This is a genomic window from Halomonas sp. AOP30-A1-24 (genome assembly GCF_052378165.1).
In the GTDB taxonomy this organism is placed as follows: domain Bacteria; phylum Pseudomonadota; class Gammaproteobacteria; order Pseudomonadales; family Halomonadaceae; genus Vreelandella; species Vreelandella citrativorans.
Window position 1 is genome coordinate 1 of record NZ_JBQSXL010000018.1, and the last position, 24,850, is coordinate 24,850.

General features: G+C 52.2%; 21 protein-coding genes and 1 pseudogene. 8 read left to right on the top strand and 14 right to left on the bottom strand.

All coding sequences use genetic code 11. From position 1 onward, the window contains the following. The coding region (locus ACT3TJ_RS11300; protein ID WP_444665742.1) for a GNAT family N-acetyltransferase at nt 1-402 on the bottom strand (402 nt) is incomplete at its 3' end. A 109-nt stretch (nt 403-511) separates the two neighbouring features. On the opposite strand from ACT3TJ_RS11300, the gene ACT3TJ_RS11305 reads away from it, so the two are divergent. Continuing rightward, nucleotides 512-1,828: a hypothetical protein gene (locus ACT3TJ_RS11305; protein WP_442353356.1), complete on the top strand. Its 1,317-nt coding sequence runs from the start codon at nt 512-514 to the stop codon at nt 1,826-1,828. A gap of 118 nt (nt 1,829-1,946) precedes the next feature. Here the strand turns inward: ACT3TJ_RS11305 and ACT3TJ_RS11310 are convergent, their stop codons facing one another. Beyond that, nucleotides 1,947-2,468, bottom strand: coding sequence for a zinc ribbon-containing protein (locus ACT3TJ_RS11310; protein ID WP_172118391.1), 522 nt, complete (start codon nt 2,466-2,468; stop codon nt 1,947-1,949). A 160-nt stretch (nt 2,469-2,628) separates the two neighbouring features. Here ACT3TJ_RS11310 and leuS point away from each other — a divergent pair, with 160 nt between their 5' ends. The 5 genes from leuS (at nt 2,629) to ACT3TJ_RS11335 (ending at nt 8,217) form a co-directional block, all read left to right on the top strand. After that, nucleotides 2,629-5,214 carry a leucine--tRNA ligase gene (gene leuS / locus ACT3TJ_RS11315; protein WP_442353355.1) on the top strand — a complete coding sequence of 862 codons (2,586 nt, stop codon included), beginning with the start codon at nt 2,629-2,631 and terminating at the stop codon, nt 5,212-5,214. Next, nucleotides 5,211-5,705, top strand: coding sequence for an LPS-assembly lipoprotein LptE (locus ACT3TJ_RS11320; RefSeq protein WP_442353354.1), 495 nt, complete (start codon nt 5,211-5,213; stop codon nt 5,703-5,705). The genes leuS and ACT3TJ_RS11320 overlap by 4 nt, the downstream gene beginning before the upstream one ends. Beyond that, entirely contained in the window at nt 5,702-6,769 is a 1,068-nt protein-coding gene (gene holA / locus ACT3TJ_RS11325; protein ID WP_172118388.1) for a DNA polymerase III subunit delta, read from the top strand. Before ACT3TJ_RS11320 ends, holA begins: the two co-directional genes overlap by 4 nt. Nucleotides 6,770-6,872: 103 nt before the next feature. After that, a complete protein-coding gene (locus tag ACT3TJ_RS11330) occupies nt 6,873-7,277 on the top strand; it encodes a PA2779 family protein (protein WP_087107490.1) in 405 nt (134 codons plus the stop codon). 10 nt (nt 7,278-7,287) lie between these two features. Continuing rightward, complete coding sequence (locus ACT3TJ_RS11335; RefSeq protein ID WP_193053117.1) at nt 7,288-8,217, top strand: PA2778 family cysteine peptidase; 930 nt, start codon at nt 7,288-7,290, stop codon at nt 8,215-8,217. A 90-nt stretch (nt 8,218-8,307) separates the two neighbouring features. On the opposite strand, the gene sthA is transcribed toward ACT3TJ_RS11335, so the two are convergent. The 9 genes from sthA to ACT3TJ_RS11380 form a co-directional block, all read right to left on the bottom strand. Beyond that, nucleotides 8,308-9,699 carry a Si-specific NAD(P)(+) transhydrogenase gene (gene sthA / locus ACT3TJ_RS11340; protein ID WP_172118387.1) on the bottom strand — a complete coding sequence of 464 codons (1,392 nt, stop codon included), beginning with the start codon at nt 9,697-9,699 and terminating at the stop codon, nt 8,308-8,310. A gap of 96 nt (nt 9,700-9,795) precedes the next feature. Beyond that, nucleotides 9,796-10,050: a (Na+)-NQR maturation NqrM gene (nqrM, locus tag ACT3TJ_RS11345; RefSeq protein WP_087107496.1), complete on the bottom strand. Its 255-nt coding sequence runs from the start codon at nt 10,048-10,050 to the stop codon at nt 9,796-9,798. Between the two features lie 284 nt (nt 10,051-10,334). Further along, the gene (nqrF, locus tag ACT3TJ_RS11350) at nt 10,335-11,567 is read right to left on the bottom strand and encodes an NADH:ubiquinone reductase (Na(+)-transporting) subunit F (RefSeq protein ID WP_444627849.1); all 1,233 of its coding nucleotides are present in this window, start codon (nt 11,565-11,567) and stop codon (nt 10,335-10,337) included. 71 nt (nt 11,568-11,638) lie between these two features. After that, nucleotides 11,639-12,256, bottom strand: a complete 618-nt coding sequence (nqrE, locus tag ACT3TJ_RS11355; protein WP_087107500.1) for an NADH:ubiquinone reductase (Na(+)-transporting) subunit E — start codon at nt 12,254-12,256, stop codon at nt 11,639-11,641. Nucleotide 12,257: 1 nt separating this feature from the next. Then, a complete protein-coding gene (locus ACT3TJ_RS11360; protein WP_442353415.1) occupies nt 12,258-12,926 on the bottom strand; it encodes an NADH:ubiquinone reductase (Na(+)-transporting) subunit D in 669 nt (222 codons plus the stop codon). A gap of 2 nt (nt 12,927-12,928) precedes the next feature. Continuing rightward, a complete protein-coding gene (locus ACT3TJ_RS11365; protein WP_442353416.1) occupies nt 12,929-13,750 on the bottom strand; it encodes a Na(+)-translocating NADH-quinone reductase subunit C in 822 nt (273 codons plus the stop codon). Then, on the bottom strand, nt 13,750-14,973 hold the full coding sequence (locus ACT3TJ_RS11370) for an NADH:ubiquinone reductase (Na(+)-transporting) subunit B (protein WP_193053120.1): 1,224 nt from the start codon (nt 14,971-14,973) through the stop codon (nt 13,750-13,752). The genes ACT3TJ_RS11365 and ACT3TJ_RS11370 overlap by 1 nt, the downstream gene beginning before the upstream one ends. A gap of 2 nt (nt 14,974-14,975) precedes the next feature. Further along, nucleotides 14,976-16,325 (bottom strand): Na(+)-translocating NADH-quinone reductase subunit A, encoded by a 1,350-nt coding sequence (locus tag ACT3TJ_RS11375; protein WP_442353417.1) that lies wholly within the window; start codon nt 16,323-16,325, stop codon nt 14,976-14,978. A 311-nt stretch (nt 16,326-16,636) separates the two neighbouring features. Beyond that, nucleotides 16,637-18,097 carry a glyceraldehyde-3-phosphate dehydrogenase gene (locus ACT3TJ_RS11380; RefSeq protein WP_442353418.1) on the bottom strand — a complete coding sequence of 487 codons (1,461 nt, stop codon included), beginning with the start codon at nt 18,095-18,097 and terminating at the stop codon, nt 16,637-16,639. Between the two features lie 239 nt (nt 18,098-18,336). Here ACT3TJ_RS11380 and mfd point away from each other — a divergent pair, with 239 nt between their 5' ends. Both mfd and ACT3TJ_RS11390 read left to right on the top strand, forming a co-directional pair. Next, nucleotides 18,337-21,786 (top strand): transcription-repair coupling factor, encoded by a 3,450-nt coding sequence (gene mfd, locus ACT3TJ_RS11385; protein WP_444665747.1) that lies wholly within the window; start codon nt 18,337-18,339, stop codon nt 21,784-21,786. An 82-nt stretch (nt 21,787-21,868) separates the two neighbouring features. Beyond that, nucleotides 21,869-22,989, top strand: a pseudogene (locus ACT3TJ_RS11390) (L,D-transpeptidase family protein). 100 nt (nt 22,990-23,089) lie between these two features. Here the strand turns inward: ACT3TJ_RS11390 and ACT3TJ_RS11395 are convergent. From ACT3TJ_RS11395 to ACT3TJ_RS11405, 3 genes are all read right to left on the bottom strand, one after another. Beyond that, a complete protein-coding gene (locus ACT3TJ_RS11395) occupies nt 23,090-23,353 on the bottom strand; it encodes an Lpp/OprI family alanine-zipper lipoprotein (protein ID WP_087107516.1) in 264 nt (87 codons plus the stop codon). Nucleotides 23,354-23,562: 209 nt separating this feature from the next. Then, nucleotides 23,563-24,192 carry a L,D-transpeptidase family protein gene (locus ACT3TJ_RS11400; RefSeq protein WP_087107518.1) on the bottom strand — a complete coding sequence of 210 codons (630 nt, stop codon included), beginning with the start codon at nt 24,190-24,192 and terminating at the stop codon, nt 23,563-23,565. A 158-nt stretch (nt 24,193-24,350) separates the two neighbouring features. Continuing rightward, nucleotides 24,351-24,815, bottom strand: a complete 465-nt coding sequence (locus tag ACT3TJ_RS11405) for a hypothetical protein (RefSeq protein WP_087107520.1) — start codon at nt 24,813-24,815, stop codon at nt 24,351-24,353. Nucleotides 24,816-24,850: the final 35 nt, after the last annotated feature.

Sequence of the window (24,850 nt, forward strand, 5' to 3'; positions counted from 1 at the left end):
AATAGTGGCTTCAATCTCAGCACCTAATGTGGATCTATATAACCGTTGAGCAACGTTATCCGCTCTAGTGGTGACCAATACGTGCTTTAACGTGGAACCCTGCTTTGCCAGCTGCTCTTTAACCAAAGGGAGTGAATTTTCGATTAATTGTTTCCCAACCCCTTTACCTTGATGATTTGGCAATACTGCCAATTGCTCTAACTCCAGAACCGCCTCTGGACGGAAGCCGCTCTTTTGCATCCAAACAATATATCCAATAACGCTACACTGCTCCTCTACGACAAAGCAGAGAAATCGAGGAGTGGCACTGAGGCTGCATTTCAACCATTCATACGAATGCGTTTGGCGAGGAAATGCCAGTGAATGAACGTTTGCAGCTTCATCCAAATCAGCGCTGTTCATTGACCTTATTTTCATTAAAAACCTCATCAATTTATTGATAGCATATCGGCTGCGACTAGCCTTTCAGTGCCAACCCTATTAGCCTGCTAATTCACTTTAAGGGTTTAGCATGCAAGAAACGACTTTTCGGCAGCGCTTGGCGGGTGTGCTGATTCTGCTTGGGTTGATCGCACAGATTCTTGGGTTTACCGGTCTGATAAACACGGCGCACGCAGTGAGCTATGTGTTGTGGCTCGCCGTGATATTGCTGTGGAAGGACATTCCCAAGCGCTCACGTTTTCAGGCCGGCGTGTTGATGGTTTTGGGCATATTAATGCTGCTGGTGGCGCGTTTTTATTACCATAACCACGTAGATTGGCCCGCTATGCTGCAGGGCAATGCCTTTGTAGTGGCCATGCTGGTAGGCGTCAGCTTTATTTCCCTGGTAGGTAAACAGCAAGGGCGAAAAAAAGCGCCAGGCAAACGCTTAACGGGCAGTGGCGGCGTATTACGTACCTGGCTTGGCGTGCATTTTCTGGGCACGATTTTGAATATATCAACCGTTATTATGGTCGGTGACCGATTGGCACGAACGGCTCCTTTAACGATTCCACAGTACCTGGCATTGAATCGAGGGCTTTCAAGTGCCGCGCTATGGTCACCGTTTTTTGCTTCCATGGGAATAGTGATCGCACTCGCACCGCAGATGCAGTACTCCTACGTGGCACTCTTTGGATTCCCATTAGCAATGATTTCCGGGTTGCTAACGACGCTTGAACTTGGCCGTCGATTTGATTTACGTGAGGTGTATGGCTTTTCTCTGGCACCGCGTAGCCTGCTAATGCCCGTGATCATGGCCTTGTTGGTCATGGTGTTTCATTTCTGGCTAACGCCCAGGCTCTCAATCGTTGGCATTATTACTTTTTTGATCCCGGCCGTTGCCTTGATCTATAACCTGCGCGAAGGCACCGGCTATACGTTGTGGCGTGTTCGCCAACACACCACCACACGGCTCCCGGCCATGCGAGGAGAAGTCTCACTGTTTTTAGCGGCGGGGCTTTTTACGCTGGGGCTTTCAGCGCTTGTGGCTGCCGTAGCGGGCAACGATTGGACGCTATTCGAAACCTTTGGCGCGCAGCAAGGCATGATCAGTTTTCTCAGCATTGTGCTGAGTGCGCTAGTGGGGCTCCACCCAATTATTGGGGTATCGGTGCTGGCCTCTATCGTAAGTTTGCACGGTGGAGAGCACACTCTGTTTGCGTTTGTCTGTTTATGTTCATGGGCCGTGGGCACCAGCGTCGGGCCTTTATCAGGGATTAACCTAAGCCTTCAGGGCCGCTACGGGATCAACGGTTACCACATGATGAAGAACAATCTTCTTTATGCAGCGGTGATGAGTCTACTTTCGCTAGCCTCAATCACGGCGATGAGCTATCTGGTGACGTAGCTCATCGCCTGCTGCATCACACGGAATTACCAACGCAACAGGGGCAGCCCCCTTCGGCGAGCCCCTGCTCTGACCCGCCCTCGCTGCCCACACCGTTTGTTAGCGGTTAGAGAGATGCTCAGGTTTCGATAATCTTACTGGGAAACCGATAAAAGTAGCGGTGACCACATTGATGGCAAGGCTCAAGGCGCGCCACATGGGGCAGCATTACCTGGGCATCACAGTGGACACAGGCCATCAAACCCGGTGCTGCCATTTCACCTTCGCAGTAATCTGCCCGAGCCGCCTCAAGATCGTCATCAAAGCGTTCACGCTCTACAATGCTTCGATCTGCGATGGAAAGTAGTGACTCCGCAACGCGACGTGAAAGCCCGCTGATATCGACACCCAACCAGGTAGCGACCTGCATCCCGGTATCTGCCAGGTAGTGGCGCATATCTTTTAAGTCGCGCTCAACCCAAGCACGCAGCAGGGCCAGCTCATCTTTCGTGTACTCTTCAAGCTCCGCTTCAAAAGCGACTGCGTCGTCTAAATCCTTTTGCAGGTTGTCCCAGGTTAAGTCATTTGCGCCATGCTGCATGCGCTCCAGCAAGCGCTCATAGCCTTCGCGCAAGCGGTGGTCATTGTGTTGTTCACTCATGATGCCTCTCCTTTTGTCGACGCAGGTGTTTCCTATCATCAGCTTGCCGTTCAAGGATACCCCTTCATAGGATACAATCGACACTACTTATCTGACAGTCGTCATCTACCATTCACTTTGCGCCCTATTGGGCGAATACGCCAAGGCATTAAAAAAACCGATGGACGCACACTATAGCCCTCGTGAAATTGAACGTGACGCCCAGCAGTACTGGGACAAACATCAGTGCTTCAAAGCAGTAGAAGACGCGAACCGCGAGAAGTTTTACTGCCTATCCATGTTCCCCTACCCCAGCGGCAAGCTGCATATGGGCCATGTGCGTAACTATACTATCGGTGACGTCGTTTCACGTTTCCAGCGCATGCAGGGTAAAAATGTGATGCAGCCCATGGGCTGGGACGCGTTTGGCATGCCTGCGGAAAACGCAGCGATCCAAAACCAGGTGCCGCCTGCGGAATGGACGTACCAAAACATTGATTACATGCGCAACCAGTTGAAGGCGCTAGGCTTTGCCTACGACTGGAGCCGCGAATTCGCCACCTGCGATACCAGCTACTATCGCTGGGAGCAGTGGTTCTTTACCAAATTGGTCGAGAAAGGCCTGGTTTACAAGAAGATGTCCACAGTGAACTGGGACCCGGTTGACCAGACCGTACTAGCCAATGAGCAGGTCATTGACGGCCGCGGCTGGCGCTCAGGTGCGCTGGTTGAGCGTAAGGAAATTCCGCTGTGGTTCTTGAAGATCACCGACTACGCCGATGAGCTTTTGACCGACCTGGACAAAGTAGAATGGCCTGAGCAGGTCAAAACCATGCAGCGCAACTGGATTGGTAAATCGCGTGGTGTTGAGCTGACGTTTGATATCGAAGCAGCAGACGGTAGCGCGGCTGAACCACTAGCCGTTTACACCACTCGCCCGGATACGCTGTCAGGGGTTACCTACGTCGCGGTAGCCGCTGGCCACCCGCTTGCCAAACAGGCGGCAGAACAAAACACAGAGCTGGCAGCCTTCTGTGAAGAGTGCGCCAAAGGCGGCACCTCAGAAGCTGAAATGGCCACTAAAGAGAAACTTGGCATGGCCACCGGTCATGTCGCCATTCACCCGCTTAGCGGCGCTAAAGTTCCGGTGTTTGTGGCCAACTTTGTACTTATGGAGTTCGGCACCGGCGCTGTCATGGCAGTACCTGCCCACGACCAGCGCGACTGGGAGTTCGCCACCAAGTACGGTGTCGATATTAAACCTGTTATTGCCGATGAAAACGGCAATACGCCCGACCTTTCCGAAGCAGCGTATATTGAGCATGGCGCGCTGATCAATTCCGGTGAGTTCGATGGCTTGGAGTTTGAGCAGGCCTTTGACGCGATTGCCGCAAAACTTGCCGAAATGGGCCGTGGCGAGGTTAAAACCAACTATCGCCTGCGCGATTGGGGGGTTGCCCGCCAGCGGTATTGGGGGGCGCCGATTCCGGTTAAATACGGCCCGGAAGGCCAGACCGTTCCGCTGACCGATGAAGAGCTCCCGGTATCACTGCCCATGGAAGTGACGGTTGACGCCTCCGGCTCACCGCTCAAGAAAATGCCTGAGTTTTCCGACCTGGGCGATGGTTGGGTACGCGAAACCGATACGTTTGACACCTTTATGGAGTCCTCCTGGTACTTTGCGCGCTTCTGCTGCGCCGATAACCATGACGCCATGCTGGATGATCGCGCCAACTACTGGTTACCGGTTGATCTTTATATCGGCGGTATCGAGCACGCCATTTTGCACCTGCTATACGCACGTTTCTTCCATAAGCTGATGCGCGACTTTGGCCTGGTGGATTCTGATGAGCCCTTCCAGCAGTTACTTACCCAAGGCATGGTCATCGCGGAAACCTACTATCGCCATACCGATAACGGCGGTAAACAGTGGTTCAACCCGGACGATGTCGACGTTCAGCGTGATGAGAAAGGCCGTCCGCTAAGCGCTATCTTGATAAGTGATGGTCAGCCGGTTGAGATGGGCGGCATCGAAAAAATGTCCAAGTCGAAGAATAACGGCGTTGATCCGCAGTCAATGATCGACAAGTTCGGTGCTGATACTGTCCGCTTGTTTATGATGTTTGCGGCCCCGCCCGAGCAGTCGCTGGAATGGTCTGATTCAGGTGTTGAAGGTGCGCACCGCTTCATCAAGCGCATTTGGCGCCAAGTGAGCGAGCATCTTGAAGTCGGCACACCAGGTGAGCTGAAGGTTGATGCGCTTAATGATGACCAAAAAGCACTGCGTCGAAAAACGCATGAAACCATCAAGAAAGCCAGCGACGATATTGGCCGCCGCACCACCTTTAATACCGCTATCGCGGCAGTCATGGAGCTTTCCAACGCACTTGGCAAGTTTGATGACACCTCTGAGCTTGGTTTAGCGGTAAGCCGTGAAACGCTGGAAGCATGTATCTTGCTGCTTTCTCCAATCACTCCGCACGTGTGCCATCAGTTGTGGCAGAACCTGGGGCATGCAGAACCCGCTATTGAAGTGCAGTGGCCAGTGCTTGATGAAGTAGCGCTTACTCGCGATAGCATTGAACTTGTCGTGCAAGTAAACGGTAAGTTGCGTGCACGCCTGGAAGCACCGGCTAGTGCAGATAAAGCAGCCATCGAGAAACTGGCGATGGAAAACGAAAACGTCCAGCGCCACCTGGAAGACAAAACGGTCCGTAAAGTGATCGTCGTGCCAGGCAAGCTGGTAAACATTGTGGTAAGCGGATGAATCGACGCACATTTTTGACAACCAGCATCGCCGCTTCAGCGGCGGTGCTGCTCAGCGGTTGTGGCTTTCATCTGCGCGGCCATAGCGTTATGCCCAGCCTGCCTGCGCTTACGCTGGAAGGGGACATTAATAGCACCACGGCCCAGCAGCTACGTGCACGCCTGACACAGTTAGGAACGGAGATGAGACCTGACGCGCCCTGGCGCGTCACGTTAGGTACCCCTTCCTTATTGGAGCGACGTATTGGTAGCGATAGTCGCGCCAGCCGTGAACACGAGCTGGTGCTAAGCACAACGCTCTCGGTGCAACAGCGTCAGACCAATGCCTATGCGCTTAACGGCAGTAACGTATCTGTCAGCAGAACCATCCGTGTTAACGATGATGATTTGCTCAATCGTGAAACCTTGTTCAATGAAGCAGAGCGATCGCTTGCCCGGGAGCTAGCACAACGTATTGTGGAACGCCTGGTTAACATTAAGGGTGTTGAGTGAAGGTTTTTGCCGACCAATTGCCGGGTGCCTTAAGTAAAGCGCTGCCTAAGGTCGTCATCGTAGCGGGCGATGAGCCGCTCCAGCACCGCGATGCCTGTGATGCGGTACGTGCCGCCGCACGCCAGGCCGGTATTGAAGAGCGCGAAGTACTGGACGTAGATGCCAACTTTGCCTGGGGCCGCTTACTGGAGGCCGCCAGCAACCTTTCATTATTTGCAACCAGCAAGTTGATGGAAGTTCGCTTGGGCACCCATAAACTGGGCCAGGAAGGCAGCAAAGCACTAGCGCAGTACGCTGAAACCATCGCAAACAGCGACGACCTACTGCTACTCAGCATGGGTAAGCTGGATGGCAAACAGCAGAAAAGTGCCTGGTTTAAAGCCCTTGATAAGCACGGCCTGTTTGTCCCCGTATGGCCCGTAGATAATGCTCGCCTGGGCTACTGGCTACGTGATCGAGCATCAATGCATGGCTTGCAGATTGACCTTGAGGCTGCGCGCCTACTGGGTGAACGCACTGAGGGTAACCTGCTGGCCGCTGATCAGGAGCTTCAAAAACTCTCGCTGATTCATCCGCAAGGTACCCGCTTAAACGTTGAGAGCATCGCCCAGGGCGTAGAGGATAGCTCGCGCTTTGATGTGTTCAACCTGGCAGATGCCTGCTTGAAAGGTGAGGTTAGCCGCGCCTCACGCATAGTGCAGGGGCTGCGTAGTGAAGGGGTCGAAGCACCCATTGTGTTATGGGCATTAAGCCGTGAGTTGCGCACGCTACTCTCTTTGCATCAGCACCTGGATCAAGGGCAAAGTTTTGAGCACGCCTGCAAAACCCAAAAGCCAATGATTTTTGACAAGCGCCGCCCCGCTTATCAAAAGGCCATAAAGCGTCTTCCCATGAAGCGTTTGCACAAGCTACTTTTGATGGCCCAACGGCTGGACTTAGCCGTTAAAGGGGCCGCTAACGTGCCCTTGTGGCCAGGCCTTCATGACTTGGCGATGACCATGGCGGGCGGTAAAGGTATTCTTGCTGAAACAGCCTGGACCTATCGCATTAGTGCAAATAATTAGCATATTGGACAATAGACTTAAAGCCTGTCCTCTTTATTCCTATACTAGTGATTAGAGCAGCACAATGCTCGACACCCCTGACCAGTCTCTAAGGAAGAAGACGATGAAAACATTGCGCGCTTACCTCTCTACACTCTTGATCGCGGCGCTAGTGATCACCAGCCTGCCCGTCGCTGCTGCGCCTGCCGCCCCCCAATCCATGGATTTAGTTTCAACTCAGTCTGTTTTAGCAGGTGATCGTGTCGGCGCTGACCGTGAGCGGATAAACGAAATTCTGGCCCGTGCCGATGTACAGGACCAGCTGCTAAAGCAGGGTGTAGATCTTGATGAGGTGGATGCCCGCGTTGCCGCTCTGAGCGATGCCGAAGCACAGCAAATGGCTCAGCAGCTTGATCAGTTGCCTGCCGGTGCAGGCGGCGGTGTTATCGGTGCCCTGTTTGCCGTTTTCATCATTTTGCTGATTACTGATATTCTCGGTTTAACCGACGTTTATCCGTTTACCCGCTAAGCCAGTCGCTATGAAAACATTGTTACCCTACGCCCGCTTTGCGGGCGTTTTTATGCTCGCCCTACTGCTTTCTGCCTGTGCCCGCAGCCCCATTTTACTCGACAGCACCTACGAAGCCTTGACCCCTCAGGTAGAAAATCGTGCCGTGCCGTTTTTTGCCCAAAGCGAGTACCAGTGTGGCCCGGCAACGCTTGCCATGGTGTTGAACTACCAAGGCGTTGAGGTGGGCGTTGACCAGCTGATTCCGCAAGTATTCTTGCCAGGGCGTGACGGTAGCGTTCAACCTGAAATGCTGTCCACCGTTCGCCGCCACCAACAGCTTGCCTACCCCATTCGCGGTACCATGGATGCACTGTTAAACCATTTGGCTAACGGCGACCCAGTCGTGGTGATGCAGAACCTGTCACTGCCTATTTATCCCATGTGGCACTACGCGGTGGCTATCGGATTTGATTTGCCTGATGAAACGCTCATCCTGCGCAGTGGTGAACGTGAGCGACATACGTTGTCGTTTAGCCGCTTTGATGCGACCTGGGCGCGCAGTGGTCGCTGGGGATTTATTGTGGCCAACCCCGGCACTCTGCCGGAAGGCATTAGTGCCCGTAATGCACTGGAGGCTATTAGCGCTTACGAAGAAGCTCACGGCCCCAAAGAAGCTCTAAGCAGTTGGCAAGCCTTGGTTAACCGCTACCCAACTGACCCACTGGCGCAGTTTGCGCTGGGCAACGCGCTGTACGCCGACAGCCAGCCCAAGGAAGCGATGACAGCCTTTGATGCAGCGACCCAGCACGATGCACACATGGGGGCCGCTTGGCTCAACTTGGGTATTTTGCTGCTGCAACAGGATAAGCCCGACGAAGCACGCAACGCCTTGATGCAGGCAGCATCAATAGACGGCAGTTGGCAGGCACGCGCGCAGCAGTTACTGGATGAATATTAAGTATGCAAAAGGGGCCACGCAATTTCTGGTGGCCCCTTTCACACAGCGATGTATGACACTACACCTGCGCTTTACACTACCCAAAACGCGTTAAAACACTCTGTTCAAGCCATTTTGTGCTGCCACTCGGTACGCTTCTGCCATCGTTGGATAGTTAAAGGTTGTGTTCACAAAGTACTTAAGCGTATTGGCTTCGCCCGGCTGCTGCATAATGGCCTGGCCGATATGTAGAATCTCGGAGGCCTGGTCACCAAAACAGTGGATCCCCAGGATTTCCAACGTATCCTGATGGAAGAGAATCTTCAGCATACCCACGACATCGCCGGTTATTTGCGCACGCGCGGTATCTTTAAAGAACGCTTTTCCGACTTCATAGGGCACTTTGGCTTCAGTCAACTCGCGCTCGTTAGGTCCAAACGAACTAATTTCAGGAATAGTGTAAATGCCGGTAGGTACATCGTTGACGAAGCGATACTCTTTATCGAGCAGCTCGTTGCAAAGGTTTAGCCCCTGGTCATACGCGGCACTGGCAAGGCTTGGCCAACCGATCACGTCACCGGCGGCATAAATATGCGGAATTGTCGTACGGTAGTGTTCATCAACGCTGAGCTGGCCGCGCCCATTGGCTTCTAATCCAATATTCTCAAGCCCCAAGCTATCGGTATTGCCCGTGCGACCATTGGCCCATAAGAACGCATCAGCGCGGATCTTCTTGCCCGACTTAAGATGTACGACAACGCCAGACTCATCGCCTTCTACACTCGCGTATTCCTCGTTATGACGGATCAATACGCCATGTTTACGCAGGTGGTAAGAGAGCGCATCACTGATTTCATCATCAAGAAATGAAAGCAGGCTGTCACGGTTGTTGATGAGATCTACCTTGAGGCCTAATCCTGAGAAAATTGACGCATATTCACAGCCGATAACGCCTGCACCAAAAATCACTAACGTACGCGGTGTATGAGAAAGGCTTAGAATAGTGTCAGAGCAGTAGATACGTGGGTGGCGGAAGTTGATGTCCGCGGGCCGATAGGGCCGTGAGCCGGTAGCAATCACAATTTTTTTGGCGACCAGCTCTTCCATTCCTTCATGCTGGTCGCGCACAACCACGGTATGCGCATCTTTAAAGCGCGCAATACCATGAAACAAGTCGATTCGGTTACGTGCATAAAAGGTAGTACGCATTTCTACCTGTTTATCAATCGTGCCGCGCGAACGCTCCATCACTTTAGGGAAAGAAAACCAGCGCGGCTCACCAATATCGCGAAACATTCGGTTGGTGTTAAACGCCATGATTTGCTTAACCTGGTGGCGCAACGCTTTTGAGGGAATAGTGCCCCAATGGGTACAGTTACCGCCTACCTGTGCCTGCTTTTCGATAATCGCTACACGCTTACCGTGCTTGGCGGCGTTAATAGCCGCGCTTTCACCTGCAGGGCCTGTACCAATAACCACGACATCGTAATTGTGAACCGCCATACTCTCTGCGTCTCCTCGTTCCCCAATAATAAGGCGCAGCTGATCTCTCGGCTGCGCCCTGCACTCTTTCTCTTTCCGATACGGTTACGGATTGTGCTAGCGCCGTGTAGCGTCGTAGCCCAAGTCCGCTCCGCGGCTTTCATCACTGCGGCGACGCACATTTCCTCGCTTGCGGTTCTCCTCTTCACATACGTCATCTTTACCGCCACAAATATCGCAGCCGTCTTTCATACCAATCTGGTTTAAACCGCCACATGAACCTGCGATAGGCTTACGACCCATTAAAACGCCAACCGCCATTGCGCACATTATCAACGCCATAAAGCCAAATACCAGTAGCCAAATCGCCATGTTAACCTCCCCGCATTGCTATGGATGCACCACCTACCGACAACAGCTTAGGCAATTAGTGCCTTCCAGATACTCGCTATACCTTAATTGTACCTTAGCTGACACATACTTATTAGCTGCCACGTACTGATAACTGCCACGTACTGATAACTGCCAAGCACTTATTCACCGCTCAGCACCTATTAGCGAAGGTAGCGTAGGCTTGAGTCTATTCAAAACAAATGGGGCCAACCTTACGGCCAGCCCCAAATGTGCCCGAAGGCTACTTTCGATTACCTGAGCGCTTACCCGCCGAAGTCATCCAGCATGATATTTTCAGGCTCAACCCCGAGATCAAGCAGCAACTTAATCACGGAAGCATTCATCATGGGCGGCCCACACATGTAGTATTCACAATCCTCAGGCGCCGGATGGTCCTTCAGATAGTTTTCATACAGTACATTATGGATAAAGCCCGTCGGCCCTTCCCAATTATCTTCAGGCTGCGGATCAGAAAGCGCCAGATGCCATTCAAAATTCGGGAACTCTTCTGCCAACTGATCGTACTCTTCGTTGTAGAAGGTTTCACGCCAAGAGCGAGCACCGTACCAGAAAGACATTTTACGCTTAGACTTAAGACGCTTAAGCTGATCGAAGATATGGCTACGCATCGGCGCCATACCCGCACCACCACCGATAAAGATCATTTCGGCGTCGGTATCCTTGGCGAAGAACTCACCAAACGGACCCATTACGGTCACCTTGTCACCAGGTTTCAAGTTGAAGACGTAGGTAGACATTAGGCCCGGCGGATGACTGCTGCCTGGGGGCGGTGTAGCAATACGAATGTTGAACTTGAGGATACCCTTCTCTTCCGGGTAGTTCGCCATAGAGTAGGCGCGAATCACTTCCTCATTGCTCTTATGGGCAACCTTGAAAATTCCAAACTTGTCCCAATCGCCGCGATACTCTTCCTCGATATCAAAATCGGAGAATTTAATATCGTAAGGCGGTGCAACCAGCTGAACATAACCACCTGCGCGGAAGGCAACTTCTTCGCCTTCAGGCAGTTTTAGGTTCAGTTCCTTGATGAAGGTCGCGACGTTAGGGTTAGCGATAACTTCGGTTTCCCACTTTTTAACGCCGAACACTTCCTCAGGTACTTCGATCTTCATGTCTTGCTTAACGGGCACCTGGCAAGAGAGCCGCCAGCCCTCTTTCTTTTCACGCATGGTGAAATGCGACTCTTCAGTCGGCAGAATGGAACCACCACCCTCTTCCACACGGCATTTACATTGGGCGCAAGAACCACCGCCACCACATGCCGAGGAGAGGAAAATACCATTTGCCGCCAAGGTGTTTAAAAGCTTACCACCGGCCTGAGTCGTCAAGGTGTGCTCAGGGTCGTGATTAACTTCAATCGTCACGTCCCCGCTACTCACAAGCTTGCTGCGCGCTGCCAGAATGATCACCGTTAAGCTAATAACGATGATCGTGAACATGACAACACCGAGCAAGATGACAGATGTATCAACCATGTCGGTTTCCTATTGCTGAGGTTTCCTGTAACCCGGCAGCACAGAGCGCCGCCGGGAAAAACCGGCTCCGTTTAGAGCTGAATGCCCGAGAAGGACATAAAGCCCAACGACATCAGACCTACGGTGATGAAAGTAATACCCAGCCCTTGCAAGCCACCAGGCACATCGCTGTATTTCAGCCTTTCACGGATACCTGCCAAGGCCGTAATAGCCAACGCCCAACCAACACCGGATCCAAAACCATAAACGAGGGATTCACCGAAGTTGTAGTTACGCTCAACCATGAACAGCACGCCACCCAGGATGGCACAGTTGACGGTAATAAGCGGCAGGAATACGCCAAGCGCGTTATACAGTGCAGGCACGTACTTATCCAAGAACATTTCAAGGATTTGCACTAGTGCTGCAATGACGCCGATATAGCTCAATAACCCAAGAAATGAGAGATCAATGTTCTCAGCACCGCTAATACCGGTCCAGGAAAGTGCACCTTGCGCAAGCAGAAGGTTGAATACCAGGTTATTAACAGGCACTGAAATAGTCAGGACGACAATAACCGCAATGCCTAGGCCAAACGCGGAGGAAACCTTCTTGGAGACCGCGAGAAAAGTACACATCCCCAGAAAGAATGCCAAGGCCAGGTTTTCAACAAAAACCGAAGCGACGAAAAGGCTTAAATAGTGTTCCATTTTACACAGCCTCCTGTGGCTTGGAGTTTTCCTTCATCTTGAACTCAGTCTCTTCTACCTGCCCTGGATCGATTGAGCGCATAACCCAAATCATCAGGCCGATAATAAAGAAGGCGGACGGAGGCAACAGCAGCAGGCCGTTAGGCACATACCAGCCACCATCTTGAACGGTAGGCAGGATAGTAAAACCGAACACACTACCCGCACCCAACAGCTCACGGAAGAAGCCAACCACCAGCAACACGAACCCATAGCCCAAGCCATTTCCGATACCGTCCAGGAAAGACATGCCGGGAGTGTTGGACATGGCAAAGCCTTCCGCACGACCCATTACAATGCAGTTGGTGATGATCAGACCCACAAATACCGACAGCTGCTTGGACATTTCATAAGCATAGGCTTTGAGGATCTGGTCAACCACGATTACCAATGAAGCAATAATCGTCATCTGCACAATAATACGAATCGCGGACGGAATATGGTTCCGGATCAGCGATACGAAGAAGCTTGAGAACGCCGTTACAAAGATAACGGCCAACGCCATTACCAACGATACGCTCATGCTGGTCGTTACTGCCAGCGCAGAACAGATCCCCAATATCTGAAGTGCAATGGGGTTGTTCTGAAAAATAGGCGCTATTAAAACGCTTTTTGCATTTACGTCCGCCATGATTAAGCCCCCTCACCGTCTTCGAAGTCGGTATCGGTGTTGTCGGCATCTTCCGGATCAGCACCACTGCGGAATGTCGCAAGGTACGGACCAAACCCTTCTTCGCTTAACCAAAATTGCAGCATATTGGTCACACCATTACTGGTGAGGGTAGCACCGGATAACGCGTCAACTTCATTTTCGTTACTCGCGCCGCCTTTGGCTAAGTGGATGGCTGGCGAAAGAGAACCTTCTTCAGCGTAAATTTCTTTGCCTTCCCACTGCGCTTGCCAACGCGGGTTGTTCACTTCACCACCGAGGCCCGGCGTTTCGCCGTGGTCATAGTAGGTAATACTGATAATAGTATTACCGTCACCTTCGATCGACAAAAAGCCCATCATCCGGCCCCACAGGCCTTGCCCACGAATCGGCAATACGATTTGGTCTGGGTCGTCTGCATTACCGACCAAATAAACAGTCGCGTAATTTTCAACCCGAGAAAGCCCGGCGATATCGCGGTCTCCGGACAGTGTGCGGCCGGTTGCCGGATCACGCGATGCTTCAAACCCATCAAACGTTTCGGGGTCAAACTCATCGGTATACTCACCGGTTTCAAGCTCAACCACACGCGCCGTAATTTGGGTCCGGAACGCTTCCTCTACATCCATCCCCGGCTCGTATAAACGCGCCACGTTAAGGATGTTGGTTTTACGATCTAATTCCTGATTGAGCTGCTGCGCAGGACGTAGTGCCACGGCGGCCGTCGAAACGATTACCGAACACACGATACACAATGAAAACGCGACAATCAGGACCTTCTTGATTGAGTTATTACCTTGTGCCATTAGGCAGTCTCCTCGGCCGGAACGCCAGTACGCTTGATACGGCGTTTTATATTGGCCTGGACGAAGAAGTGGTCAATCAATGGTGCAAACAGGTTAGCAAAGAGAATTGCCAACATGATGCCTTCGGGGAAGGCAGGGTTAACCACGCGAATCAGTACCGTCAGTACACCAATGAGCGCACCAAATATCAAACGGCCCTGGGTCGTCATGGAAGCAGAGACGGGGTCAGTAGCCATAAAGACCATACCGAATGCAAACCCACCTATCACGAAGTGCCAATACCACGGCATGGCAAACATGGGGTTGGTATCGGAGCCAATCAGATTAAACAACGTACTGGTGGCTACCATCCCAAGGAACACGCCAAGCATTATTCGCCACGAGGCAATACGCGTGTAGAGCAGCACCAATGCGCCGACAAGGATCGCAAGCGTCGACACCTCACCTACTGAGCCTGGAATAAAGCCAATGAAGGCATCCCACCAGCTAAACGCATTAGTGACTGCACCCATGCCGTCCTGGAACGCCATCGAAAGTACCGTTGCACCCGTATAGCCATCAGCGGGCACCCAAATGGCGTCGCCGGAAATTTGCGCAGGATAGGCAAAGTAGAGGAAGGCACGACCAGTGAGCGCCGGGTTCAGGAAGTTTTTGCCCGTACCGCCAAAAATTTCCTTACCGATCACGACACCAAAGGTGATACCCAGCGCTACCTGCCAAAGCGGAATAGTTGCCGGAAGAATCAGCGCAAAGAGCACCGAAGTAACGAAGAAACCTTCATTAACTTCATGGCCACGCTTGATGGCAAACAGTACTTCCCAGAAACCACCAATGGCAAAAGTGACCAGGTAGATAGGCAGGAAGTACGTGGCGCCAAGAACAAAGTTGGACCACAAGCTACCCGCATCATGCCCGCCAGCCAAAGTCATCAGGATCGCTTCACGCCAGCCACCCATGGAGGCATAGCCTGCATCAATCGCCACGTTGGCTTGCCAACCCGCGTTCCACATACCAAAGAACATTGCCGGGAAAGTACACAGCCAAACGGTGATCATAATGCGCTTCAGGTCGATACCATCGCGCACGAACGACGTTGTTTTGGCAACGCTTGGGGGTGAGTAGAAAATCGTATCTACGGCTTCATAAAGCGGGTAGAACTTTTCGTACTTACCGCCTTTATGGAAATGCGGCTCGAGATTATCGAGTGTTTGTCGAATACCCATTATCAGGCCTCTTTCTCGATCATGGCGAGGTTGTCACGCAGGATAGGGCCATACTCATATTTGCCGGGGCAAACGTATGTGCACAGTGCCAGATCCTCTTCGTCTAGCTCCAGACACCCAAGTTGCATGGCAACTTCAATGTCGCCCACGATCAGCGAGCGCAGCAGCTGAGTCGGCATGATATCCAGCGGCATTACCGTCTCGTAAGTACCAATCGGCACCATGGCACGTTCAGAGCCGTTGGTCGACGTGGTAGGCGCGTAGTTACGCAGGCCTTTAATACGCGAGAGGTAAATACCGAGAATCGAGTGACGATCGGCCCCAAGAGAAAGCCAGCCTAACAAGGCACGCTTGTTGCCCTCTTCAAGCAAGCTAATCTGATTGCTGAAACGCCCCAAGTAGGTCAGGTGACCTTCCGCCGAGAAACCCGAAAAAACCGAGCCGGAAATTACTCGGGTGTCATCGGGTTTGATGACTTCGCCTGCCAAAAACTCTTGGGTACTTGCTCCCAAGCGGGTCCGCAGAAGACGAGGTTTTTCAGCGCGTGGGCCGCCAACAGCGACAACACGAGTTGTATGCAGTTTGCCTTCGGCAAAGAGCTTACCAAACGCGATCACATCCTGATAACCGATATGCCAGACTTGTTTGTGCAGCGCGACTGGCGAAAGATAATGGATATGCGTACCCACCAGACCCGCAGGATGCGGACCGGCAAAACTTTCGGTTTTCACACCGTCAATATCCCCGCCAGGGATATTGGCATCAGCCCCCGTGCACAGAAAAACGTTGCCCTCGGTCAGGCGTGTTAGCACCTTGAGGCCGTCTTCAAATGCCTGGGTTTCTTCATTGATGACAATTGCTGGATCAGCGCTTAACGGGTGGGTATCCACGGCCGTTACAAAGATATCAGCAGGAATGCTATCAATAGCTGGCGTACGAGAGAAAGGACGTGTGCGTAACGCTGTCCAAAGCCCCGACTCAACGAGCTGGTCAACGACCAACTGTCGGTCAAGCTGCGCTAAAGAAGCACGATCATGAGAAGCAAATGCCATCGCTTCTTCATTCTCGTCAACTTTAATAACGACAGATAGCAGGCGACGCTTTTCGCCACGGTTAATGGATACTACTTCACCGCTTGCAGGTGCCGTAAAACGGACACCCTCAATTTTTTTATCGGTAAAGAGCAGCTGGCCCAGTTTGACCTTATCCCCTTCCTGAACTTCCATGGTTGGCTTCATGCCAACGTAGTCAGTGCCCAGGATTGCCACGTAACGCACAGGCTGCGCATCTTCAATACGCTGCTCGGGCGCTCCCGTGATGGGGAGATCCAGGCCTTTTTTGACTTCGATCATAGTCTCGCCCAGTTGATGGATCGGATATACGAAGGTAAGGGGTTCGAATGCTTATTTTCTGTTCAGTGAATTGTTGTTTTCTGTCAGATCGTTACCAGTCAGGCCCAAGCACGCTTGAACCACCCCGAAAAATCTACAACATTATAAAGATAAGCGCGGACAATGACCACATCCCTGATGCCCACATAAAGTGTTACATGCCATCCATGACACTTGATTTTACAATTAAAAACGCCACCCGAAGGTGGCGTTAAGCAATCCAGACGCGATGGAAAAAGCTATTCCGCAGCTAATTCACCGGCATAGAGGCACTATGCGTGGCGTGGCAGTTTTAAAAACTGTACGTTCGACATTTGCTGCAGGATACGAATAACCTGGCAGCTGTAACCAAACTCATTGTCGTACCATACGTACACAACTACGTGATTACCGTTAGCAATCGTTGCTTTTGCGTCCACGATGCCAGCATGGCGGTTGCCAACGAAGTCCGATGAAACCACTTCAGCAGAGTCCACATAATCAATCTGCTTCTGATAAGACGAATCAATAGACATACGGCGCAAATAGTCATTCAGCGCGGCAGCATCGGTTGGCTTATCTAACGTCAGATTTAAAATGGCCATCGAGACGTTCGGCGTCGGCACGCGAATCGCATTGCCCGTTAGCTTGCCTTCCAATTCAGGTAGCGCTTTTGCTGCGGCTTTGGCCGCACCCGTTTCGGTTAACACCATGTTAAGCGCCGCACTGCGGCCACGACGGTCACCCTTATGATAGTTATCAATCAGGTTCTGGTCGTTGGTATAAGCATGAACAGTTTCCACATGACCGGTGGTGACCCCGTACTGATCATTGAGCACCTTTAGAACGGGCACAATGGCATTGGTGGTACAGGAAGCCGCCGATACAATACGGTCATTCTCACCAATGGTCGCGTGGTTAACACCGTAAACGATATTTTTAATATCGCCCTTACCTGGCGCCGTTAGTAGCGCCTTGGCCACGCCTTTACACTCCAAGTGCTGACCCAAGCCAGCCTCATCGCGCCAAATACCGGTATTATCAACAATGACCGCGTTTTTGATGCCATAAGTGGTGTAATCGATGTCGCTGGGTGAGTCAGCGTAAATAACCTGAACCACATTGCCATTTACAGTAAGCGTACGCGCTTCGGCATCAACAGAAATAGTGCCTTCAAACGGGCCATGCACCGAGTCACGACGCAGTAAGCTGGCACGCTTTTCAAGGTCTTTACCCACATCGCCACGCCCACGCACCACAATCGCGCGCAAACGCAACAGGTTTCCGCCACCGGCTTTTTCAACCAGCACGCGCGCCAGCAGACGACCAATGCGCCCAAAACCGTAAAGCACAACATCCTGCGGCTCGCCTTTACTGGCTCCCGGCTGATAACCGCCAATAATATCCTGCAGTTCGTTATGCAAGAATGCGCTTACATCACCGCCGCCCTGCTTTTTAAACATGACCGCCAGCTTACCCACATCAACATGAGCAGGCCCCAGATTAAGCGCACTCATCGCTTCAACGATGGGGAAGGTGTCCTCAACCGACAGTTCTGTTCCTTCAATTTTGCGCACAAACCGATGATCTTTCAGGATACGAATAACGGACTGATTGATCAGCGAGCGCCCAAACATGGTAGCCACAACATTGTTATGCCGATAAAGGCGCCCAACAAGCGGGATCATCTGTTCGGCCAGAGCCTGGTTGTTCTGCCATTCCTCAAAAACGTTTTCGAGAGCTTGCTGACTCACATGCGGCCTCATTGGGTAATGATAAGGTAGTGATAAAAGGTTACAGGCGCATTATCCCGGCCTTATTAGCTACTCGCAATGGAAGGATGGTCGCACACGTTGTAGGGGTATTACAGGAATAGAGGTTTGACTACAAACACAAAATAGGCTCTCACAGTAACAGTAATGTTTTGGCCCTCTAACTGAAAGAGGCGATCGTGTATGATCCAATATCCGTTTCAGCGCAAAATGACCTGACTATGCCTTCATTCTCTCTGCTCGAACCGCCTCAGCCACACGGAGCTCGCGACACGCTTTTCTGGACAGCGCCCCCGGGCAGTGCGTCTGCACTGGCGTTAGCCCAGGTAGCTTCTAGCGCTCCGCTGCTGGTAATTACCCCCAACACGGCAAGCGCTCAACGCTTGGAACAAGACCTTGCGTTCTACAGCGATGTCCCTGTGCTGCCATTCCCTGATTGGGAAACCCTCCCCTACGACAGTTTTTCCCCGCATCAGGATATCGTCTCGGCACGCTTGCGCACATTACGCCAGCTACAAGACGGTGTTCGCGGCATTGTATTGGTGCCTATTAATACACTAATGCAGCGCCTTCCCCCCGTCTCGTATATCGCGGGACGCGTGATGACGCTGAACGCGGGCGCCAAGCTTAATCGGGATACCTTTAGGGAGTCGCTTACCCGGGCAGGGTATCGCGCCGTTGAAACCGTGTACGAGCCTGGAGAGTACGCCATACGCGGCGCACTCATTGATCTTTTTGCGATGGGGATGGATGAGCCGATTCGTATCGACTTATTTGATGATGAGATCGACACACTTCGTCATTTTGACCCCGGCAGTCAACGTTCAACGGGCAAGATAGACACGCTGGAACTACTTCCTGCCCATGAGTACTCGCTTAGCCGCAGCGCAATCGCCTGCTTTCGCGAGCAGTTTGAAACCCTGTTCGATGTCGACCCTCGCCAGTGCCCGCTCTATAACGACGCTCTTAAAGCCATCCCCTCACCTGGGCTCGAGCACTATTTGCCACTATTTTTTGACGAGACGGCGTCTTTATTTGATCACGTAACCGATGATACGCGAGTAGCGCTGCTACCCGGCGTTTTCCAGGCCGCCGAACAGCACTGGCAATCCATTGAGGCACGCTACATCAACCTGGGCGTTGACCCTACCCGCCCACTACTGCCGCCTGGCCGGGCATTTTTCCCGGTTAACGATGTCTTTTCAGCGATCAAATCACGCCCTCGCATTGAACTCACTGAAGACGAAGCGCATCGCCATGCCTTAATGCCGGAAGCAAAAGCGCTTCCGCCGCTGGCCATCAATGCACGCGCCAAACAGCCGCTGAGCGAATTGGAAGGTTTTTTAAATAGCGAACCTGATACGCGGGTCCTGTTTGTCGCTGAGTCACGCGGGCGTCGCGAAGCATTAGAGGAAGTGCTTGCACCGCTCACCCTGTCACTGCCTTATGTTGATAGCTTTCAGTCATTTCTTAAAAGCCAACACCCCTTCGCGATCACGGAAAGCCTGGTAGATAGCGGCTTATGGCTTACTGACCCTAGCCTTGCCATTATTAGCGAAACGGAACTGTTCGGCGAAGTCGTTCGCCAAAGTCGACGGCGTGAAAAAGTCACAGATGATAATGAATTGGCGGTTCGCCACCTTTCGGAACTACGCGAAGGGGCACCCGTTGTTCATCAGGCGCATGGGGTAGGACGTTACCTGGGGCTAGAAACCCTCGCGGCCGGCGGGCAAGCCAACGAATTTTTAGCCCTCTCTTACGCCGATGGCGCCAAGCTTTATGTACCCGTTGACAGCCTTCACCTTATTTCACGCTACAGCGGCGCTGATGATGAGCTGGCACCGCTGCATAAGCTGGGTTCTGATCAGTGGGAAAAGGCGCGCCGTAAAGCGGCCGAAAAGATTCGCGATACTGCCGCTGAATTGCTGGATGTTTACGCAAGACGAGAAGCCCAGCAAGGGGTTGTCTATGAAGCGCCAAGCGATGAGTACGTGCGCTTTTCCGCTAGCTTTCCGTTTGAAGAAACGCCTGATCAACAAGCGGCCATTGAAGCCGTCATTGAGGACATGGTTTCTCCGCAGCCCATGGACCGCGTGGTATGTGGTGATGTTGGGTTTGGTAAAACCGAAGTGGCCATGCGTGCCGCGTTTCTGGCCGTGCAGTCAGGTCGCCAGGTCGTCGTTCTCGTGCCGACCACGCTGCTCGCCCGCCAGCACTTTGAAAACTTCCGTGACCGCTTTGCCGATACGGCCGTCAATATCCGTTTGATCTCGCGCTTTACGGCGGGCAAAGAGATGACCCAGACGCTCGAAAGCATCAAAAACGGTCAAACCGATATCGTGATTGGCACCCATAAGTTGCTCTCCAAAAATGTTGAGCTACCTCAGATGGGCCTGCTAATTATCGACGAAGAGCACCGCTTTGGCGTTGCGCAAAAAGAAAAGCTTAAAACCCTGCGTGCAGAGATTGATATTCTAACACTCACCGCCACCCCCATCCCACGCACACTCAATATGGCCATGAGCGGTATTCGGGATCTTTCTATTATTGCGACACCGCCCACTCGCCGCTTGTCAGTTAAGACGTTTGTACAGCAGCGTGATAACAGCATTATCAAAGAAGCCCTGCTACGGGAAATACTTCGCGGTGGTCAGGTCTACTTCCTTCACAACGAAGTAAAGACGATTGAAAACGCGGCTCAACAGATCCGCGAGCTGGTGCCAGAAGCTCGCGTAGCCGTGGCGCATGGCCAGCTCCCAGAACGCAGCCTTGAACGCGTAATGTCGGACTTTTATCATCGCCGTTTTAATGTATTGGTATGCTCAACGATCATTGAAACCGGCATTGACGTACCCAGCGCCAATACCATTATCATAGAGCGAGCCGACAAGTTTGGCCTAGCGCAGTTGCACCAACTACGAGGGCGCGTAGGCCGCAGCCACCACCAGGCCTATGCTTACCTGCTTACGCCTCCTCCCAAGGCCATCACGCGCGATGCGGTTAAACGCCTTGAGGCTATAAGCGCCTCTGATGACCTTGGCGCTGGGTTTACTCTGGCAAGCCACGATATGGAAATTCGTGGCGCAGGTGAGCTGCTAGGAGATGAACAAAGCGGCCAAATGGAAACCATTGGCTATACTCTTTATATGGAAATGCTGGATCGAGCAGTGAAAGCAATCCGCGCTGGCAAAACACCTAATATTGAGGCGCCCTTCAATACCGGCGTAGAAATTAGCTTGAACCTGCCAGCGCTGATTCCAGATGACTATATTCATGATGTACAGCAGCGGCTTGTTATGTATAAGCGCATTGCCAATACACAAAGCGATAGTGAGCTTAAAGAACTACAGGTCGAGCTCATTGACCGCTTCGGCCTACTGCCACAGCCGCTGAAGAACCTGATACGTCAAACAAAGCTACGCCAACGCGCAGAGCAGCTAGGCATTAGCCGTATTGAAGCAGGCGAAAGCCGTGGCCGGGTGCTGTTTGATGGCACAACGAAGGTCGACCCACTCACCCTGGTTACGTTGATTCAAACATCGCCCAAGCACTACCGCCTGGATGGTTCAGACACCTTGCGGTTTGAATTTACAATGGAAAACAGCGATCAGCGTTTCGAGCAAGTTGAAGCACTTATAACGACCCTTAATCAAAAAGTAGCGGCGGCGTGAACCTTGGGGCAAACTGACGGCAAGCAACCATTGTTTGCCCGTTTACGCGTACTAGCAGTGCACTAACTTATTAGGAAAGACCATGAACATTCGTCACAAATTCAACCTTTGGGGTCCTACCAGCCTGGCAGTATTGTTGGCAGCCTCCCTTACTGGCCCTGCTTATGCGCAAACCGCATCTGAACAAGCAGAAAATGCGCCCGCGATCGCCGATGAATCCGTGGCAAGCGCTGAGCAGATTACCGACGCGCGTGAACTACCCCGCGGGCATTTTCGACTCCCTGACCAAGGCGACATTATCGGTGAGTCGTATACCATCACGGTTGATGACCCTGCTGAGACTCTCATTGATATCGCTCGTCGTCATAATATCGGTTACGAAGAAATCCGCATGGCCAACCCCGGTGTCAGCATGTGGGTGCCTGGCGAAGGGACGGAAATCGTTATTCCAGCCCAATATATTTTACCGCCCGCACCACGTGAAGGGGTTGTTGTTAACCTTTCGGAGCTGCGTCTGTATTACTACCCTGCCAACAACCCGGGCATCGTTGAAACGTATCCGGTGAGTGTGGGCCGTGAAGAGTTTGCAACCCCCGTTGGCATTACACGCACGACCATTAAGGTAAAAGATCCGGCGTGGGCCCCTCCTGCCTCCATGCGTCGTGAAGCGGCCGCTCGCGGCGAGCCTGCTCCCTCCGTAGTGCCTGCTGGGCCGAACAACCCTTTGGGCGAACATGCCATCCTGCTTGCTATGCCGAGCTACCTGATTCATGGCACCAACCGCCCTGATGGCGTTGGCATGCGCGCCAGCCGCGGCTGCATTCGTATGTACCCTGAAGACATTAAGTCACTCTACGAGCGCCTGCCAAGCGGTACGCAAGTAAACTTGATGGATGCGCCTTTTAAAGCTGGCTGGGCAGCGGATGGCACGCTGTTCGTGCAGTCCTACCCGCAGCTTGAAGAGAACGTGGGTGACTTTGAACCGCTCCTGGATGCCATTGATCGCGTTGATGCGCTAACTGAAGACCAGGTAGCTGTCGACTATGCAAAAGTAAAAAGCGCCGTAGAATCACCTAACGGCCGTTTTGTAGCCCTTTATGGCCCTCAGCACAGCCAACCGTAGAAGAGGAGCCTGCCAGCCGTAACAGCCTGCTTGAGGAGGTAGAACTTAGCCACCGACAAATGACTGAAGAAGATGCTTAACCTAAAATAGACAAGCAATAAAAAAACCCCGCCGAGGCGGGGTTTTTTTACATCTTCAGCAACCGCTGAGTCAAACATCAACCCAGTGGTCCAAGCAGAATTACTTCTGCATGGAGCGCTGGAACATGCGGTTCATTTCTTCACGGTTTTGCTCAGTCATCTGCAGTGCAGCATTCGCGTCACGCTGTGCCTGGTTTGCAGTGTTCAGAGCTTGTGAAGCCATGCTGCGTGCTTCTGCGGCATCAGCCTGTGCAGATTCAGCAGTCATGCGAACTTCTTCCAGAGCGCTGGTAGAAGCACAGCCAGCCAGGATTGCCAGAGAAGCGGCAGCGGCGGTCATTTTCAGAGTCGTTTTCAAAGTCATAATGTTCTCCTTGAGTCTTCCTTGGGTACAACGTTAAGGGTATGACAAACCTAGGCTAATTGCTTAGCTGCGCTTTGTCTACCTGCGGTGCAGGTTCTTTTCAGTGACTTGTGCATGAGCACGCTAGTCAAACGCTGTTTTATAATAGACCACAACGCTTGTCTATAGCCACTTGTAGAAAACCTCTTACTTCCTTCAACAACATAAGACTAGCCGATCACGACGCGAGTGCCAATATCAACAAGCTGCACAACTCGCTCAATTTGCTCATTTGTTACCGCCACGCACCCTTGAGTCCAGTGGTAACGGCTATGAACATCAGGGTCTGCACTGCCGATACCATGAACACCAATGGCTCCACCCAGCGCCGTATTTTGCGGAGGATGGCCATATCGGCGGTAATAGTCGAAATAGGCTTCATAATCGCGTTGCGAGTATATGCCATTTTCTAACGCCATCCGCGCATGGGCCGGCGTAGGATAATCGATACCAATAAAGATATGCCATCGACTTTCGTAATTAAAACGATTAATACGAAATTCGCCCAGCGGCGTAACGTTATCCCCCATTACCCGCTGCGTTTTTGCACCTGAGCGACCCAGCGAAACCGGGCTAAAAAGCTCAACCAGCGTATCGCCACGATACACGCTAAGCGTAGATTCTTGATCATTTATCAATAACCATACTTCGTTGCTGTAGCGGGGCAAATGAGCCCGAGACAGTAACGTCTCAACCAGGTCTATCGGCTGTGAGTTTAGCGTAGCATTTGACGTAGCAGCGCTGGCCACTACTGGCCAGCCAAGCGCCAGCGCTAAAAAGCGGCGACGGTTTAAAGGCATAGGTTAGCTCTCAAAAACAGGTTAGCTCAGCACTGGCCAACTAAGCATTTCTTGAAGGTGTTATACCTTATATACACCGCGTCTGTCAGCGATTTTGAGAACAATTTAACCATGTGGACACGCCAAGCCCTGCCAATGAAACGCTATTCAACGCAGCGCTAAATATCGTCAAACTTTTGCATACTGCTGACAAGCTTACGAATTTCTGCTTCGTGCCCCTCTGCCAGCGCATTAAAAAACTCTGCTTCTGGCGGTATAGCAGCTCTGGAAGCGCGATGCTCATAGAGTTCTTGAAGCTTTCGATTGGACTCAACAGCCATGCGCGCTATTTCATCGACTGAATTCCATTCAGACTTTTCCGTAAAGCGCTCAAGCTCAGGTGGCTGGGGAAACTCACTTGACTCATCAAACCAGGTCTCCAACACGTCTCTATGGTCATAACCATCATGAAACAAGTCATCAAGCCCTTTCTGCATCCGAAGCTCTCGGCTAGCTAGATAAGTCAGCACCATGCTCAAACGCTCATTATCTGTCCTATCAGCCGCTTCGCTGTACTGACGAGCCATACGCTCGTGAAAACCTTCAGCCCATACGACTAAGTCCTTGACCTGGTTGTAGCGCATCCGCGTCTCCTTTTCAGTCGTTCTATCATCTCGGC

Coding starts and splice junctions, on each gene's coding strand:
- ACT3TJ_RS11330 (WP_087107490.1), top strand. CDS start 6,873: ATGAAAACATTGCGCGCTTACCTCTCTACACTCTTGATCGCGGCGCTA.
- ACT3TJ_RS11370 (WP_193053120.1), bottom strand. CDS start 14,973: ATGGGTATTCGACAAACACTCGATAATCTCGAGCCGCATTTCCATAAA.
- ACT3TJ_RS11310 (WP_172118391.1), bottom strand. CDS start 2,468: ATGAGTGAACAACACAATGACCACCGCTTGCGCGAAGGCTATGAGCGC.
- ACT3TJ_RS11405 (WP_087107520.1), bottom strand. CDS start 24,815: ATGCGCTACAACCAGGTCAAGGACTTAGTCGTATGGGCTGAAGGTTTT.
- ACT3TJ_RS11305 (WP_442353356.1), top strand. CDS start 512: ATGCAAGAAACGACTTTTCGGCAGCGCTTGGCGGGTGTGCTGATTCTG.
- ACT3TJ_RS11335 (WP_193053117.1), top strand. CDS start 7,288: ATGAAAACATTGTTACCCTACGCCCGCTTTGCGGGCGTTTTTATGCTC.
- ACT3TJ_RS11375 (WP_442353417.1), bottom strand. CDS start 16,325: ATGATCGAAGTCAAAAAAGGCCTGGATCTCCCCATCACGGGAGCGCCC.
- nqrM (WP_087107496.1), bottom strand. CDS start 10,050: ATGGCGATTTGGCTACTGGTATTTGGCTTTATGGCGTTGATAATGTGC.
- ACT3TJ_RS11400 (WP_087107518.1), bottom strand. CDS start 24,192: ATGCCTTTAAACCGTCGCCGCTTTTTAGCGCTGGCGCTTGGCTGGCCA.
- ACT3TJ_RS11365 (WP_442353416.1), bottom strand. CDS start 13,750: ATGGCACAAGGTAATAACTCAATCAAGAAGGTCCTGATTGTCGCGTTT.
- ACT3TJ_RS11320 (WP_442353354.1), top strand. CDS start 5,211: ATGAATCGACGCACATTTTTGACAACCAGCATCGCCGCTTCAGCGGCG.
- mfd (WP_444665747.1), top strand. CDS start 18,337: ATGCCTTCATTCTCTCTGCTCGAACCGCCTCAGCCACACGGAGCTCGC.
- nqrE (WP_087107500.1), bottom strand. CDS start 12,256: ATGGAACACTATTTAAGCCTTTTCGTCGCTTCGGTTTTTGTTGAAAAC.
- sthA (WP_172118387.1), bottom strand. CDS start 9,699: ATGGCGGTTCACAATTACGATGTCGTGGTTATTGGTACAGGCCCTGCA.
- ACT3TJ_RS11395 (WP_087107516.1), bottom strand. CDS start 23,353: ATGACTTTGAAAACGACTCTGAAAATGACCGCCGCTGCCGCTTCTCTG.
- nqrF (WP_444627849.1), bottom strand. CDS start 11,567: ATGGTTGATACATCTGTCATCTTGCTCGGTGTTGTCATGTTCACGATC.
- ACT3TJ_RS11360 (WP_442353415.1), bottom strand. CDS start 12,926: ATGGCGGACGTAAATGCAAAAAGCGTTTTAATAGCGCCTATTTTTCAG.
- leuS (WP_442353355.1), top strand. CDS start 2,629: ATGGACGCACACTATAGCCCTCGTGAAATTGAACGTGACGCCCAGCAG.